The organism is Bacillus sp. J41TS8, assembly GCF_018333035.1.
In the GTDB taxonomy this organism is placed as follows: Bacteria; Bacillota; Bacilli; order Bacillales; family Bacillaceae; genus Bacillus; species Bacillus paralicheniformis.
This window is the reverse complement of record NZ_BORF01000006.1, coordinates 60605-79798: the sequence shown is the minus strand read 5'-3', so window position 1 is coordinate 79798 and position 19194 is coordinate 60605. Positions and strand designations below refer to the sequence as shown.

At 46.5% G+C, this 19194-nt stretch carries 1 protein-coding gene; it reads left to right on the top strand.

All coding sequences use genetic code 11. The features are described from left to right. The first annotated feature begins 37 nt into the window (after positions 1-37). Positions 38-19117 (top strand): bacitracin non-ribosomal peptide synthetase BacC, encoded by a 19080-nt coding sequence (bacC, locus tag KI350_RS10270; RefSeq protein WP_212930476.1) that lies wholly within the window; start codon positions 38-40, stop codon positions 19115-19117. Positions 19118-19194 lie beyond the last annotated feature (77 nt).

Genomic DNA, 19194 nt, shown 5'->3' with positions numbered 1-19194 from the left:
TGAAAACAAAAGGAATTCTAGGAGATGAGATGACGATATGAAAACAAAAGTTGAGAAAATATATCCGTTATCAAACATGCAAAAAGGAATGCTGTTTCATGCCATGAAAGACGAAGCGTCACACGCATATTTTGAGCAGTTCATCATTGAATTAAAAGGTGATGTGGATGAGCGGATGTTTGAAGAAAGCCTAAATGAAGTCATGAAAAGGCATGAGATCCTAAGAGCATCATTTCATCATAGATTGGATGAGCCGCTGCACGTCATTATCAAAGATCGGCACATGAAGTTTGACTATCTTGATATACGAGGCCGGCATGATCAAGACGGCGTTTTGGAAAGATATTTGGCAGAAGATAGACAAAAGGGTTTTGACCTAGCCAAAGATACGTTGATGAGAGCCTGTCTCATCAGAATGTCTGACGATTCGTATCAATTTGTCTGGACGTATCATCACATATTGCTTGACGGATGGTGCCTTGGCATCATCCTGGATGAGCTGTTGACGATATATGAAATGAAGCGGAAAGGCCAAAATCATCAATTGGAAGACCCGAGGCCGTACAGCGATTACATCAAATGGCTGGAGGATCAGGATAAAGAAGAAGCTCAGAGCTATTGGGAGAGCTATTTGAGCGGCTATGATCAAAAAAATTCGCTTCCAAAGCTCCGCACACCTTCTGAGACGGGGTTTAAAAGAAGAGAGAAAACGATTGAATGTTCCAAAGAATTGACAAATCGCCTGATTAAATTGGCCAACCGGAATCATGTAACGATCAATACCGTGCTGCAAAGCATTTGGGGCGTGATTTTGGCGAAATACAACAACAGCGAGGATGTGGTGTTCGGAACCGTTGTTTCCGGCAGAGATGCCGAAGTGGAAGGTATAGAAACAATGGTCGGCGTCTTCATCAACACCATCCCGACCAGAATCAGGCTGGACAAAGACAAGCTTTTTAAAGATGTTCTGCGCCAAACCCAAGCCGACGCTTTGGAAAGCAGCCGCTACAATTATATGAATTTAGCGGAGGTTCAAGCGCTAAGCGAGTTGAAAAACGATTTGATCGACCATGTCATGGTCTTTGAAAACTATGCCGTTGACCAAAAAGCGTTTGAAGAAAAAAATGATGTAGGTTTTGAAATGGTGAATGTCAGCGGGGAAGAACAGACCAATTACCATTTCAGCATTTCCGCAGCTCTTGACGATCAATTAAAACTGCTCTTCATCTATGATGAAAATGTATATGACACCACCATCATCGAAACATTAGAAAAGCATATCATTACCGTCGCAGAACAAGTGGCGGAAGATGAGACACAAACATTAAGAGACATCAACCTTGTGTCAAAAGAAGAACAACACAGGATTTTACACACATTCAACGATACAAAAACGGGTTACCCGAAAGACAAGCCGCTTCATGAGCTCTTTGAAGAACAGGCCATGAAGACGCCTGACCATACGGCTCTTGTGTTCGGTGCTCAGCGCATGACCTACAGAGAGCTGAATGAGAAAGCAAACCAAACCGCGAGGCTCCTCAGAGAAAAAGGGATCGGCAGAGGCTCGATTGCCGCGATCATCGCGGACCGCTCCTTCGAGATGATCATCGGCATCATCGGGATTTTAAAAGCGGGCGGCGCTTATCTGCCAATTGACCCTGAAACGCCTAAACACAGAATAGCCTTCATGCTCAGCGACACGAAAGCCGGGGTGCTGCTTGCGCAAGGAAAAGCGGCAGATGGAATTGACTGTGAGGCTGACATCATTCATCTGGATAAAGGAGTGGCGGACGGATTCAGTAAAGAACGGCTCAGTTCTGTCAATGATTCCGGCGATACCGCCTATATCATCTACACATCAGGATCTACGGGAATGCCAAAAGGCGTTGTCACCCCGCATTACAGTGCGGCAAGAGTCGTTAAAAACACCAATTATATCGACATCACAGAAGATGACGCCATCCTCCAACTGTCCAATTATTCGTTTGACGGATCGGTGTTCGACATCTTCGGCGCTTTATTAAACGGAGCCTCACTCGTCCTGATCGAAAAAGAGACGGTCTTGAATACACATGAGCTGGCCGAAGTGATAAAAAAAGAACAAGTCAGTGTGATGTTCATTACCACGGCGCTGTTCAATACGCTCGCCGACATCAATATCGGCTGCCTTGCCAAGCTGCGAAAAATCCTCTTCGGCGGGGAAAGAGCGTCGATACCGCATGTAAGAAAAGTGCTGAATCATGTCGGCCGGGATAAATTGATTCATGTTTACGGCCCGACAGAAAGCACGGTATATGCGACATATTATTTCATCAACGAGATAGACGATGAGGCGGAAACGATTCCGATCGGCAGCCCGCTGGCGAATACGTCGGTCTTGATCATGGATGAAGCCGGCAAGCTCCTGCCGATCGGGGTTCCCGGAGAGCTGTGCATCGCAGGCGATGGCTTAAGCAAAGGATATTTAAACCGCGAGGAACTGACGGCGGAAAAATTCATCCCGCATCCGTTCATTCCGGGAGAAAGGCTGTACAAGACGGGCGATTTAGCGAAATGGCTGCCTGACGGCAACATCGAATTCATCGGCCGAATCGACCACCAGGTGAAAATCCGCGGCTTCAGGATCGAACTTGGCGAAATCGAAAGCCGGCTGGAGATGCATGAAGACATCAATGAGACAATCGTCACCGTCAGGGAAGACGAAGAGAGCCGCCCGTACATTTGCGCCTATATCACGGCAAATCGCGAGATTTCTCTTGATGAGCTGAAAGGATTTTTAGGTGAAAAGCTTCCGGAATATATGATCCCCGCCTATTTCGTGAAAATGGACAAGCTGCCGCTCACCAAAAACGGGAAAGTGGACAGAAAAGCCCTGCCTGAGCCGGACAGAACGGCGGGGGCGGAAAACGAATATGAAGCGCCGCGAAATGAAACGGAAGAAAAGCTGGCAGCAATTTGGCGGGATATTTTAAAGGTGGAAAAATCGGGTATCAACGATCATTTCTTCGAGATGGGGGGACATTCTCTCAAAGCGGCTGCAATGGCGGCAAGAATCCGCAAGGAGCTGAAAGCGGAAATCCCTCTTGGGCAAATCTTTAAAACGCCGACAATCAAAGGATTGGGAGAATATATCAGATCGACAAAAGATAGTGTCTATTCATCTATTCAAAAAGTGGAAGAAAAAGAATACTATCGTCTTTCATCCGCACAAAAAAGACTATACATTTTAGATCAAATCGAAGGGAGCGGATTGTCCTATAACATCCCCTTTACTATGAAAGTCAAGGGCCGCTTCGATATCCGCAGGTTTGAGAACGCATTGAAAACCATCATTCAAAGACATGAAGCGCTTAGAACGTCCTTCTTGATGGCGGATGGAGAGCCTGTTCAAAAGATTGAAAAAGAAGTAGATTTCAGCATCAAATGCAGCAAAATAGAGTCTCTATCGATTCAGGAGATCATCAAACAATTTGTCAGACCGTTTGATTTAAAAAAGGCCCCGCTTTTTAGAACAGAGGTGGTCAAGGTTGATGACGAGGAACATATCATTCTGTTTGATATGCACCATATCATTTCAGACGGTGCATCGATGGGGGTTTTGACAAAAGAAATTTGCGATTTGTACGGCGGAAAAGAACTGAAGCCGCTCAGCCTCCAATATAAAGACTATTCAGAATGGCAAAGGGATTTTTATCAAAAAGATGAGATGAAAAGGCAAAAAGAGTACTGGCTCAATATTTTCAAAGGCGAGATTCCAGTCCTCAACATGCCGACGGATTACCCGAGGCCGCAAATGCACAGTGTTGAAGGCGATAGAATCGGTTTTGCAATCGACGGCGAATTGACGAAGAAGCTCAAGCGGATCGCCAAAGACAATGGAGCCACCATGTATATGCTTCTTCTGGCGGCGTATACGGTTTTGCTTCGAACATATAGCGGACAGGAAGATGTGATTATCGGAACGCCGATTCAAGGAAGAAAACATCACGAGCTGAAACATGTGATCGGGATGTTTGTCAATACGCTGGCGATGAGAAATCATCCGAAAGGCGACAAGACATTCGCTGAATATTTGCAAGATGTAAAAGAGACGGCGCTGAAGGCATATGAAAACCAAGATTATCAATTTGATGATCTTGTCGAACAGCTTGACCTTGAACGCGACATGAGCAGAAATCCGCTGTTTGATACGATGTTTGTCCTGCAAAACCTGGAAAAAGCGGATGCTGAAATAGAAGGGCTCACATTTGAACCGTTTGAAAGCGACATCCATATTTCAAAATTTGACCTTACTTTATCGGCAATCGAAAAAGACTCGAAGATAGAATTTGATTTGGAATACTGTACAAAGCTGTTTAAAAGAGAAACGGTCGAAAGGATGGCGGCGCATTTCGTCCGTGTTTTAGAAGACATTTCCAAACGGACGGACAAGCGGCTTGATCAAATAGAGGCCATGTCAGAAGACGAAAAAAACACATTGCTATATCGGTTTAATGATACGAAAACGGATGCTCCAACAGACAAAACCATTTGCCAGCTGTTTGCGGAGCGGGCGGAGACATCGCCTGACAAAACCGCGGTCGTGTTTGAAGATCAAACGCTGACATATCGACAATTGCATGAGAGGTCAAATCAGCTGGCCCGGTTTTTAAGAGAAAAAGGGGTTCAACCGGACACAGCCGTCGGCATCATGGTGGACCGCTCTCCCGAGATGATCATCGGCCTTCTGGGAATTTTGAAGGCCGGAGGCGCGTACCTGCCGCTTGATCCGGCATATCCTGAAGACAGGATCAAATACATCCTGGGCGACAGCCAAACAAAGTTTCTTCTGTCGGAAGAGGCGCTCATCAAAAAACGGGCCTTTATCAAAGAGGCCGACATGATCAACATTGATATTCACGACAAGCAAATTGCCGCACAGGATGCGGCTCAATTGGAGCCTGTCAGCCGCAGCGGGGATTTGGCTTACATCATCTATACTTCAGGGTCCACAGGAAAACCGAAGGGCGTCTTAATCGAACAAAAAGGGCTGAGCAATCTCGTTTCAGCGGTTGTCAAATTGATGCATTTAAACACGGGCAGCAGAGTGATTCAATTTGCTTCACTATCATTTGATGCGTCAGCATTTGAAATCTTTCCGGCGCTGGCAGCCGGGTCGGCTTTAGTGTTGGGACGGCAGGAGGAAATGATGCCGGGGCAGCCGTTAACAAGCTTTCTAAGGCAGTATAACATCACTCATGCGACCTTGCCGCCGACCGTACTGAATGTGTTGGATGAATCCGGATTGGAAAACCTCAAAGTAATCGTTTCCGCGGGCTCTGCCTGCAGCGAAGAACTCGCAAAAAGATGGTCCGGAAATCGGCTGTTTATCAATGCCTACGGACCGACGGAAACGACGGTCTGTGCAACGGCGGGGATTTACGAAGGATCCGGTCGTCCTCATATCGGCAGTCCGATTGCCAATACAAACGTATATGTATTGGATCAAAACCAGAAGCCTGTGCCGACAGGCGTTGTTGGAGAGCTGTGCGTCGGCGGAATGAGCCTTGCGCGCGGGTATTTAAACCGGCCGGAACTGACAGCCGAAAAGTTTATTTCACATCCGTTTGCATCAGGGGAAAGATTGTACCGGACGGGTGATCTGGCCAGATGGCTGCCTGATGGACATCTCGAGTTTTTAGGAAGAATAGACCATCAGGTGAAAATTCGCGGATACCGGATTGAACTGGGGGAAATTGAGAATCAATTGCTCAAGCTTGACAAAATCGACGAAGCGGCGGTTATAGCCAGGAAGGACGATGACCACAGCGATTATTTGTGCGCTTATATCGTCTCCAAAGAAGACTGGACATCAACCGAGATCAGTGAATGGCTCGAAAAAGAGCTTCCTCACTATATGATTCCGGCTTATTTTGTCAGACTTGATAAGCTGCCGCTCACATCAAACGATAAAGTCGATCGAAAAGCCCTTCCTGCACCTGACAGACATGTCGCCACAGGAGCGGTATACGAAGCGCCGCGGAATGACACAGAAGCTAAGCTCGTTGACATCTGGAGGGATGTTCTCGGTGCCGGAGACATCGGTATCAGCCATCACTTCTTTGCAGCAGGAGGAGATTCGATCAAGGCGTTGCAAATCGTCTCAAGGCTGTCCAGGCTTGGCCTGAAGCTTGAAATGAAGGATTTGTTCGCCAATCCGAGAATCAAGGATCTTGCCAAATATGTTAAAAAACAATCACAGAGGAAAAATGCCAATACAATCGTCACGGGACATGCAGAACTCACTCCGATCCAAAAATGGTATTTTGCTAATAACAAAGAAGAACTGGATCACTTTAACCAGTCATTTGTGCTCTTCAGAAAGGGCGGATTTGACGAAAGCTGTGTCAAAAAGGCTTTCAATAAAATAATGGAGCAGCACGACGCGTTAAGGATGATCTATGAAGAAAAAGGCGGGGACTTCATTCAGTACAACAGAAGCTTTCGGGAAGATCTGTTCGACCTGGATGTTTATGATGTAAGAGGTCTTGATCGTCAAGCGGAAAAGGTATATGAGCTGGCGACGAGCATTCAAAAACTATCATCGATTAGAAAAGGAAAACTTGTTCATCTCGGCATCTTCCGGGCTGATGAGGGCGACCACCTGCTCATTGTAATCCATCACCTTGTCGTCGACGGTGTATCGTGGAGAATTCTGTTTGAGGACTTCGAAACATTGTACAGTCAGGCATTAAAGGGGCAAACGCTCGAGATCGGCTACAAAACGGATTCCTATCAAGAATTCGCCCGCAGGTTAAAAGCATACGCCCACAGCCGAACATTATCGAAGGAAGCCGAGTATTGGCGGAACATTGCCAAGGCTCGTGTCCGGTTTATTCCGCCAAAGAACGTATTAAAGGAAGATGTATACGAAAACAGCACGACGTTGAGCATCAAGCTCGGCAAAGAGGCAACAGCGGACCTTTTGCGAAACACGAACAGAGCCTACAATACCGAAATCAACGATATTTTGTTAACGGCATTACTGACCGGAGCAAGGGACATCACAGGTGAAAACAAACTGAAGGTCATGATGGAAGGCCACGGCAGGGAAGATATTTTAGAAGGCGTTGACATCACGAGAACAATCGGCTGGTTTACGACGATGTATCCGGTGCTTCTTGATGCAGGAGAAGAAAAAGCCCTCTCCCAACAGATCAAAATGGTCAAAGAAACGTTGAGAAAAATACCGAATAAAGGAATCGGCTACGGGCTATTAAAGTATATGGCTGAAGACCCGGATTTCACCAACGAAGAAAAAGCCCGGATTTCATTTAACTATTTAGGCGAGATCGATGCCGACATGAACCGCGGCGAATTTTCCGGCTCCAGCTTTTCCGAAGGGGAAAGCATCGGCGGAAAAATTGCGAGAAGTCATTCTATCGAAATCAACGCCATCGTGATGAATCATGAGCTGGTGATTCATACAACCTTTAATCAAATGGAATACGAAAAAGATACGATCAGCCGGCTGAATCATCAATTAAAAGAACGCCTGGAACAAATCATTAAGCACTGCACGCAACAGACGGAAAGCGAACGAACGCCGTCCGATTATGGAGATACAAATATCAGTTTAGCCGAACTTGAAGAAATCAAAGGAAAATACAGAAGCGCCATTGAAAAAATCTATCCGCTCGCCAACATGCAAAAAGGTATGCTGTTCCATGCCATCGAGGATCATACCTCAGATGCATATTTTCAGCAGACGGTCATGGATATTGAAGGATATGTCGATCCGGCGATTCTTGAGGCAAGCTTTAATGACATCATGAAACGGCATGAAATCTTAAGGGCCTCTTATGAATATGAAATCGTTGAAGAACCGAGGCAGATCATCATCGAAAACCGCAGCATCGATTTCACCTATTTCAATATCGCGAAAAGCTCCGCCCAGCAACAGGAAATGTTCATTGAAAGATTGCTCAATGAAGATCGAAAAAAAGGCTTTGATTTAAGCAAAGATGTACTGATGAGGGCTTATTTGCTGAAAACGGCGGAGCGCTCGTACCGGCTTGTCTGGAGCCATCACCATATTTTACTCGATGGCTGGTGCCTTGGCATCATCATGCGCGAGCTGTTTGTCATCTATGAAAACCGGATGAACGGCAAAGCCAGTCCATTAAAGGAGACGAAGCCGTACAGCGATTATATCAAGTGGCTTGAAAGACAGGATCAGGAAGAGGCCCGTCAATATTGGCGCGAATATTTGAAAGGGTATGAGGAACAGGCGCAGCTGCCTACATTAACAAAACGCAAAAAAAGCAGCCGCTATGACCGCCGGGAGAAGGTCATCCATTTGTCAAAACAGTTGACAAAACAATTGAAGGAGCTCGCTGCCAAAAACAGCGTTACGCTTCATACGGTAATTCAAACGATTTGGGGCCTGATGCTAACGAGATACAACAAGATCGATGATGTCGTGTTTGGAACGGTCGTATCTGGCAGGGAAGCAAACGTAGACGGAATCGAAGACATGATCGGTCTGTTTATCAACACCATCCCGACAAGAATCAGATTCAATGAGCAGGCGCGTTTTAACGATTGTTTGCAAAAGGTTCAGGAAGATGCGATTCAAAGCAACCGCTACAACTATATGAATCTCGCTGAAGTCCAGGCTTTGAGCAGCTTAAAGAAAGATCTGATCGATCATATTCTCGTATTTGAAAACTATGAAGCTGATGAACAGGACTTTGAAGAGAGTCAAATGAAGACAGGCTTTAAGGTGAATGAGATCAGCGCTGCCGAACAAAGCAATTACAGCTTTAGCATGTCGGTGACTCCAGGCGAAGAGCTCACACTTGTTTTGACATATGACGGCAATGTCTATGACAGGGATATCATCAACAATATCGAAGGTCATATCAAAAGGGTCGCTGAGCAAGTGACGGCAAATGAGAACCGGAAAATTGCAGAGATTGACATGCTGGCGGAGGAAGAAAGAAAGACGCTCCTATATGAGTTCAACCGGACAAACGCAGATTATCCAAGGAATAAAACGATCCATCAATTATTTGAAGAACAGGCGGAACGGACGCCTGGGCATACTGCGGTTGTATTTGAAAAGGAGGAGCTTTCTTACAAAGCATTGAATGAAAGGTCAAATCAGCTGGCGGGACTGTTAAGGGAAAAAGGCGTCAAACCTGACATGATCGTCGGCGTTATGGCGGAACGTTCTGTGGAGATGATCGTCGGAATGCTGGCGGTGCTGAAAGCCGGAGGCGCATACTTGCCGATCGATCCCGAATATCCGGAAGACCGGATCAGGTACATGATCGAAGACAGCGGCATCAGCATCCTGCTGAAAAAGGCGGACAAACAGATTGACGTTGATTTCACCTGTATCGATATGAACGAAAAAGGGCTGGCAAAAGACATGGCCGCAGAGAACTTAGGGCACACGAGCGGCTCTTCCGACATGGCTTATGTCATCTATACTTCAGGTTCGACCGGAAAGCCGAAGGGTGTCATGGTCAACCATCAATCAATTGTCAATACGCTTTATTGGAGGAAACAATCGTATGGCTACAGTACAGCCGATGCCACGCTTCAAGTGCCGTCCTTTTCTTTCGACAGTTCTGTTGAAGATATTTTCACGACGCTTATATCTGGGGCGAAGCTGGTTTTAATTAGAGATTTACGGATGAATCCGCGTGAGATCATCGGCGTGCTGCGAACGCATAAAGCGACAAACTTGCTGGCCGTTCCGAGCTTTTATCTAAACCTGCTCGACACGATTGAGCAGCCTTTAGACGATTTAAGATTTGTCACGGTCGCAGGGGAAGGCTTCAATGAAAGTCTGATCCGGCAGCATTTTGAAAAGCTGCCGAACGTCAAATTGTTTAATGAATACGGACCGACGGAAAACAGCGTTTGCTCAACGCGGGGCGAGCTGCGAAAAGATGACGAAAAAGTCGTCATCGGCCGGCCGATCAGCAACCACAAGGTTTATATTTTAAATCACAACCAGCAGCTGCTGCCGTTGGGCACGCCCGGTGAACTTTGTCTGAGCGGGGAAGGCCTTGCCCGCGGATACTTAAACAGACCAGACCTCACGCTTGAAAAATTTGTTCCAAACCCGTTTGCTCCAGGGGAAAGCATGTACCGGACGGGGGATCTCGCAAGATTTTTGCCTGATGGTCAAATCGAATATTTAGGAAGAATCGACCACCAAGTCAAAATCCGCGGATTCAGAATCGAACTGGGCGAAATCGAAAACCAATTGCTGAAAATCGAAGGCATTGACGCGGCAGCAGTCATGGCGCGGGAAGATCAAGCCGGCGGCAAATACCTATGCGCATATATCGTCGCGGACAAAGCGGCAGGCGTTGCAGACGTCAGAAAATGCTTGTTAAAGGAACTGCCGGATTACATGGTGCCGTCATACTTTGTCAAGCTTGATCAATTGCCGCTTACGGCAAACGGCAAAATCGACAGAAAAGCGCTCCCTGAACCTAGCAGCACAATCAGTGAAGCGACGTACGAAGCACCGAGGAACCGCACAGAGGAAAAGCTTGTCTCAATCTGGGAGGACGTTTTAGGGATCGAAAACATCGGAATCAGCCACAATTTCTTTGAACTTGGCGGCCATTCCTTAAAAGCTGCGGCATTGACTGCAAAATTGCATAAAGAAATGAAGATTGAAGTCCCTTTAAGACAACTATTCGAAACACCGACAATTAAAGACATCGGTGATTTTATCGAATCCATGAAAGAAAGCCCGTATGCGTCCATCACACAGGCGGAAGAGAAAGAGTATTACGCATTGTCATCCGCACAAAGAAGGCTGTATATCCTTAATCAAATCGAACCAGGCGGCCTCTCTTACAACATGCCTTTCGCCATGAAAATTGCAGGAGATTTTGATGTCGACCGGTTCGAGGATGCTTTTCGGCAATTGATAGAAAGACATGAAGCCTTGAGGACGGCCTTTGTGATGGTTGACGGCGAACCTGTACAAAAAATCGAAAAAGAAGTTGATTTTAAAGTGAAGTACGGGCGACTCGGGCAGGACCCGTTAGAAGAAAAAATCAAAGCGTTCATCAAGCCGTTTGCTTTGGAAAAAGCGCCGCTTTTAAGAGCGGAAGTATTAAAAGCGAGTGGCGATGAACATGTACTGATGCTCGACATGCACCATATTATTTCAGACGGGGTATCCATGGCCATTTTCACAAGAGAGCTGGCCGAGTTGTATGAGGGGAAAACATTGCCGCCGTTAACGATTCAGTACAAAGACTTTTCAGAATGGCAAAAACTTTTTTATCAAAAAGATGAGGTTAAACGCCAGGAAGACTACTGGCTCAACGTTTTTCAAGGTGAAGTGCCGGTGCTGAATTTGCCGGCGGATGAAAAACGTCCGCAAAAGCGTTCGATTGAAGGAGATATCGTTCAGTTTGAAATAGACGGCGAAACGTCCGCCATGCTGAACAAACTGGCGAAAGAGAACGGCGCGACGATGTATATGTTGCTTTTGGCGGGATATACAACGCTCTTGGCGAAGTATACAGGCCAGGAGGATATCGTTGTCGGCTCACCGATCGCGGGAAGGCATCACAGCGATTTGAAACATGTCATCGGACTGTTTATCAACACGCTGGCGATGAGGAACCATCCAAAAGGAGACATGCCATTTGCCGACTATTTAAAAGAAGTGAAAGAAACGGCGCTGAAAGCTTATGAAAATCAAGACTATCCATTTGATGAACTGGTTGAAAAACTTGATGTCAAACGGGATATGAGCAGACACCCGCTGTTTGATACCATGCTTGTTCTGCAAAACTTCGACGGCGATGAAGCGGACATCGACGGCTTGACCTTCCAGCCGCTCCAAACCGAGGTGAACATCTCAAAATTTGATTTGACGCTGACAGCCGCTGAGACAAATGAAGGCATTCAATGTGTTTTCAACTACAGTACAAAATTGTTTAAGCGATCGACGATTGAAAGAATGGCGGGCCATTTGATCAATATTTTAAAGGAAGCGGCAAACGATCCGCACATGCCGTTGAGCGACGTCAACATGCTGTCAGATGAAGAAATGAACGCGCTCTTGGATCAAAATCAAGGAAAACAAGCCGATTATCCTCAAGATCAAACGGTTCATCAGCTGTTTGAGCAGCAGGCTGACAAAACGCCGGAGCAAACAGCGGTGGTCTATGCGGATGAAAAGCTGACGTACAGGGAACTGAACGAAAGAGCAAACCAATTGGCGCGGCTTTTGAGAGACAAAGGAGCAGACGCCGATCAGCCTGTGGCGATCATGATTGAACCATCGCTTGAGATGATCATTTCCATGCTGGCGGTACTGAAAGCCGGAGCCGCTTACGTGCCGATCGAGCCGGAGCAATTGGCCAAACGGACGAATGAGATTTTAAGTGACAGCAGAGCCGCAATATTGCTTGTCAAAGGCTCTGTCAAAGAAAACGTCGCGTTCGCTGGAGAAATCGTCAATGTTGCCGACGGTTTGATTGATGCGAAGGTCGCGTCAAACCTGTCTGCATCGGGTTCAGCCGATCAGAATGCATATATTATATACACATCAGGCTCCACCGGAAAGCCGAAAGGCGTATTTGTCAGACACGGGAATGTGGTGAATTATACAACATGGTTTATGAAGGAAGCTGGTCTTACAGAAAACGACAAAGCCATGCTTGTGTCCTCATATGCGTTCGATTTGGGCTATACGAGCATCTTTTCGGCACTGTTAAGCGGAAGCGAACTGCATATCGCACGAAAAGAATGCTATACAAATGCGCACCGGGCTTTAAAGTATATCAAAGAAAACGGCATCACCTATATCAAACTGACGCCGTCTCTGTTTAACATTTTTGTCAATGATCCGGGCTTTTCCGCCGAAAAACCTTGCGCCACTCTCAGGCTGGTCGTCTTGGGCGGGGAGATGATCAATACAAGGGATGTTGAGACATTTTACAACCAATATCCGGATCATGTAGTCATGAATCATTATGGCCCGACGGAAACGACAATCGGCTCAGTCTTTAAAGTGATCGACCCGGAACACCTCGATTCTTTCAAAGAATGTCCGGTGATCGGCACCCCGATTCATAATACGAATGCATATGTGCTGGACGAAAACATGAAGCTGCTTCCGGAAGGTGTGTACGGAGAGCTCTGCATCGCAGGAGCCGGAGTGACAGGAGGCTATGTCAACAGACCGGATGAAACGAAAGAAAAATTCATCGAAAACCCGTTTGCACCGCATACAAAAATGTACAGGACAGGGGATCTCGCCAGAAGGCTGAGCGATGGAAATATCGAACTTGCAGGCCGGATAGATACCCAAGTGAAGGTAAGGGGCTACAGAATAGAACCGGAAGAAATCAAAAACAGGCTGTTGGCTCATGATGATATCAAGGAAGCCTTTATTGCTGCAAGGGAAGACCATAAAGGTGCAAAACAGCTGTGCGCCTATTTCACAGCAGACGCCGAATTGCCGTTCGAGGACATCAGGACGTATCTGATGCATGAGCTTCCAGAATATATGATTCCGTCTTCATTTGTCCAAATTGAGAAGATGCCGCTTTCAGCCAACGGAAAGATCGATACGGCCGCATTGCCTGAACCGCAGCCGGGAAAAGAGACGGAATACGAACCGCCGCGGAACGAGACGGAAGAAAAGCTTGTTCAAATATGGGAAGAAGTACTTGGCATTGACAAGATCGGGATCACTCATCACTTTTTTGCAGCAGGCGGCGATTCCATCAAAGCGCTGCAAATGATCTCAAGATTATCAAGAGAAGGCCTGTCACTAGAAATGAAAGATCTGTTTGCAAATCCGCAAATCAAGTCTTTGAGCCGATATGTCAAAGCCGAATCTGATAAATCAGCATCATATGAAACGGTAGAGGGCGAGGTTCTCTTGACCCCGATTCAACAAGAGTATTTCTCGTTGAACAAAACGGACAGGAACCATTACAACCATGCGGTTATGCTTTATCGGAAAAACGGATTCGACGAGAGCATCGTCAAACGTGTGTTCAAAGAAATCATCAAACATCACGATGCACTCCGGACGGTGTTTACAGAAGAAGACGGAAAGATCATTCAGTACAACCGGGGACCGGACAAACAGCTGTTTGACCTATTTGTCTATGATGTCTCGAGCGAAAACGACCAGCCTCAGAAAGTGTACCAATTGGCCACGGAGCTTCAGCAAAGCATCGATATTGAAACCGGCCCTTTGGTCAAACTGGCGCTCTTCAAAACGAATAATGGGGATCACCTGCTGATCATCATCCATCACCTTGTGGTCGACGGGATCTCCTGGAGAATATTATTTGAAGATTTGGCGATCGGGTACAGCCAGCTAGCGAATGGAGAAAAAGTCGAATTTTATCCGAAAACGGCTTCCTACCAAGCATATGCGCGGCACATAGCGGAATATGCAAAATCCGTCAAACTGCTTAGTGAAAAACAGTATTGGCTGAAGGCTATAGCTGAGGGCGTCGAATTCCTGGATATGAATGAAAATGCCGGAGCCTTCAAAGTTGAGGACAGCCGGACATTCAGCACGGAACTCGAAAAAGAGGAGACGAAGCGGCTTTTAAGAGAAACAAACCGAGCTTATCATACCGAAATCAACGATATTCTGATCACAGCGCTTCTGGTGGCGGCAAGGGATATGAACGGGCAAAATCAATTAAGAATCACGCTGGAGGGGCATGGAAGAGAACAGGTGGCTGATGGCATCGACATCAGCAGAACGGTCGGATGGTTTACCTCGAAATACCCGGTATTCATCGATCTGGGACAAGAAACAGACATGTCCAGAACGATTAAAATGGTGAAAGAGCACTTGCGAAACGTGCCGAACAAAGGCATCGGCTACGGAATTTTAAAGTATCTTACTCGGGACAGTGAGATCGCTAAAGGCGCAGCATCTCCAATCCTGTTCAATTACTTGGGGCAGCTTGATGAAGACATCAACAGCGGAGAATTTTCTTCATCACATCTCTCGCCGGGAGAAGCAGCCGGAAAGGGCATCACAAGAGAACATCCGCTCGAAATCAATGCGGTGGTCTTCAGGGGAAAACTGGCCATTCAAACGACCTATAACACAAGAGCGTACAGTGAAGACGTCGTCAGAGCTTTTGCTCAAAACTATAAAGAAGCTCTTAAAGCGGTCATTCGCCACTGCGCGGAACGAGAAGAGACGGAAAAAACGCCGTCCGATTACGGAGACAAAGGCATCAGCTTAGATCAGCTTGAGGAAATCAAACTGAAATATAAAGGGATGGAAATCGAAAAAATCTATCCGCTTGCCAACATGCAAAGGGGCATGCTGTTCCACGCGCTCGAAGACAAGGAATCACAGGCGTACTTTGAACAAATGGCCATCAATATGAAAGGTTTGATCGATGAGCGTCTATTTGCAGAAACCTTCAATGACATCATGGAAAGACACGAGATTCTAAGGGCCTCTATTGAGTATGAAATAACGGATGAACCAAGGAATGTGATCATCAAGGACAGAAAGATCAATCTTGACTATCATGACTTGCGAAAGCAGAGTCCGGCGGAACGAGAGCAAGTGATTCAAGCGTATCGCAAAGCAGATCGGGAGAAAGGTTTTCGCTTAAACAGCGAACCATTGATCAGAGCCGCGCTGATGAGAACCGGGGATGACAGTTATACGTTCATATGGACAAACCACCATATTCTGCTTGACGGCTGGTCCCGGGGAATCATTATGGGAGAGCTGTTCCACATGTATCATATGAAAGAAGCCAGGCAAAAACACCGGCTTGAAGAGGCAAGACCGTACAGCGATTATATCGGGTGGCTACAGCAACAGGATAAAGAAGCTGCAAAAGCGTACTGGAGAAACTATTTATCAGGCTTTACCGAAAAATCGCCGATTTCGGTTTTGGCGGGTTCTTCCGGACATGCGAAATATAAGCGAAAAGAGGCCGTCATCGAATTCCCGGAACAATTGACCGGCCGGATCACAGAACTTGCCAGCCGTAACAATGTCACCTTCCATACCGTTTTACAATGCATTTGGGGAATGCTTTTGGCAAGATACAATCAAACGGATGATGTCGTATTCGGTACAGTCATTTCCGGAAGGGATGCACAAGTAACCGGAATTGAAAAAATGGTCGGATTATTCATCAACACTGTACCGACGAGAATTAGACTGGACAAAAGCCAAAGCTTTAAGGAACTCATCAAAAGCGTTCAGGAACAGGCTTTGGAAGGCAGGACATATCATGACATGAATTTGTCGGAAGTACAGTCGCTCAGTGAATTAAAAAGAGAGCTGCTGGATCATATCCTGATTTTCGAAAATTACGCGGTTGATCAGAGTGCATTTGAGACAAGCGGCAAACGCGGTGCCGGTTTTGTCTTTGAAGAAATTCACGCCGAAGAACAAACAAATTACGGATTTAATATTGTGGCAGTCCCGGGCGAACGTTTGGTCATCAAATTGACTTATGACGGAAATATCTATCATGACCACATCATCGCCGGTATCAAAGGACACCTTCAACAAGTGATGGAACAGGTCGTCCAACATGAAGATCAGTCATTAAACGATATCACAGTCCTTTCCGAAGCTGAAAGAAACAGGCTGTTGTACGAATGGAATGACACGAAAGCGGAATATCCGAATCAGACGATTCACCGGCTGTTTGAGGAACAAGCCGAAAAAACCCCTGAGCTTGCTGCGGTTGTCTCAGGAAATGACAAACTGACATACCGTGAGCTCAATGAAAAATCAAATCAGCTTGCCAGATACCTCAGGGACAAAGGGGTCAAAGCGGATACGATTGTCGCCATCATGGCAGAACGCTCACCGGAAATGGTGGTCGGAATCATGGGGATTTTGAAAGCCGGAGGAGCCTATTTGCCGATTGATCCCGATTATCCGGAAGAAAGGATCAAGTATATGCTTGAAGACAGCGGCGCGGCCATCATCCTTGCGGATCACAAGCAGGACTTGGGCACACTTCATCAAGAAGCCGTCGAATTAACCGGAGATTTCAGCAGTTATCCGGCTGACAATCTGGAACCGGCGGGTAACGCCGACAGCCTTGCATATATCATCTACACGTCAGGTTCTACAGGCAAACCAAAAGGGGTGATGATCAGGCAAAGAGGGCTGGTCAACTATATTACCTGGGCTGACCGTGTATATGTCCAAGGCGAACAGCTCGATTTTGCCCTCTACTCATCCATTGCCTTTGATTTAACGGTGACATCGATATTTACGCCGTTAATCTCAGGCAATCGGGTGATTGTGTATCGGCATAGCGAGGACGGAGAACCGCTGATTCGAAAAGTGTTCAGAGACCAAAAAGCCGGGATTGTCAAATTAACCCCGTCTCATTTAAGCCTTGTCAAAGACATGGATGCCAGCGGATCAAGCATCAAACGCCTGATCGTCGGCGGGGAAGATTTAAAAACGGAACTGGCCAAAGAAATCACGGAGAGATTTCATCACAACATTGAAATCTACAATGAATACGGTCCGACCGAAACGGTTGTCGGCTGTATGATCTATCAATATGATGCCGGATGGGACCGCCAAGTTTCTGTCCCGATCGGCAAGCCGGCCTCCAATGTCCAGCTCTATATTTTGGATGAGCGTCAGGAAGTGCAGCCGGTCGGAATTGCCGGAGAGCTGTATATCAGCGGAGACGGAGTCGCAAAAGGCTATTTGAACAAACCGGAGCTGACGTCTGAAAAATTCCTGCCAAATCCGTTTTTACCGGGTGAAAGAATGTATCGCACAGGAGATCTTGCGAAGATGAGGCCGGATGGACATATTGAGTATCTGGGCCGGATCGATCACCAAGTCAAGATTCGGGGCTACCGGATCGAACTTGGCGAAATCGAGCATCAATTGTTAAGGCACAGCGATATAAAAGAAGCGGCGGTTGCCGCCAAAACAGATCAAAACAACGATCAAGTTCTTTGCGCATACGTCGTTTCCGAAAGAGACATCACACAGAAAGACATCAAAACGTTTTTGGCGAAGGAGCTTCCGGAATATATGGTGCCGTCCTATTTGCTGAAGCTTGATGAGCTGCCGCTGACACCAAACGGAAAAGTCGACTTGAAGGCCCTTCCAGAGCCAGATCGAAGCGCGGGCGCTTTACTGGAATACGAGCCTCCAAGACACGAACTTGAAGAAAAAATGGCCGCCATTTGGGAAGACATCCTGAATATCGAACAGATTGGCATCAACGCCAACATATTCGATATCGGGGCGAATTCTTTAAACGTCATGTCATTTGTCTCTAGGCTATATGCAGAGCTTGGCTTCAGAGTTCCGTTTAAGGACATTTTCTCCAAGCCGACCATTAAAGAGCTGTCTGATTTTCTGAAGCATGCACAAGACCTGCTGAAAGACTACACAGATGATTGCATGCAGCTGACCAGGGCGGAAGAAGGCGGCAAAAACCTGTTCTGCTTCCCGCCGGCCGCGTCGATGGGCATTGCCTACATGGGCTTGGCCAAACATCTAAAGCAGCATTCGGTGTACAGCTTCAACTTCATTCCATCCGCAAACAGGATTCGAAAATACGCGGATATCATTAAAAACATTCAAGGTGAAGGGCCATACACATTAATCGGCTATTCATCCGGCGGAATCCTGGCATTTGATGTGGCGAAAGAATTGAACCGGCAAGGATATGAAGTCGAGGATTTGATCATCATCGATTCAAAATATCGGACAAAAGCCGAGAAACATCAGTTCACAGAGGAGGAATACAGAGAAGAGATATCCAAAACATTTGAACTTGAGAAATACCGCGACGTAGAGAAATTATTGAGCGACTATTTAGTGGACTTGGTGATGAAGTCTTATGTCTATATACAAAACACGGTCACAACCGGCGCAATTGACGGACATATCAGCTATATCAAGTCAAGCGACAATCAGCGGGGTGAAAATATGATGATGTGGGAAAAAGCGACGTCCAAAACCTTTACAGTCGTTCAAGGAGCCGGAACCCATATGCAAATGATCTCCAAGTCCCATCCCGACATTCTTGAAAGAAATGCAAGATTGATCCATGATATCATCAATAAGACTGTCAAAATATGAACAAAACGGCATCCTTTTCAGGGTGCCTTTTGTTTGCCTTATCAAGTCTCTGTTATAATGAAAGGCAAAGAAAAGAG

Coding starts and splice junctions, on each gene's coding strand:
- bacC (WP_212930476.1), top strand. CDS start 38: ATGAAAACAAAAGTTGAGAAAATATATCCGTTATCAAACATGCAAAAA.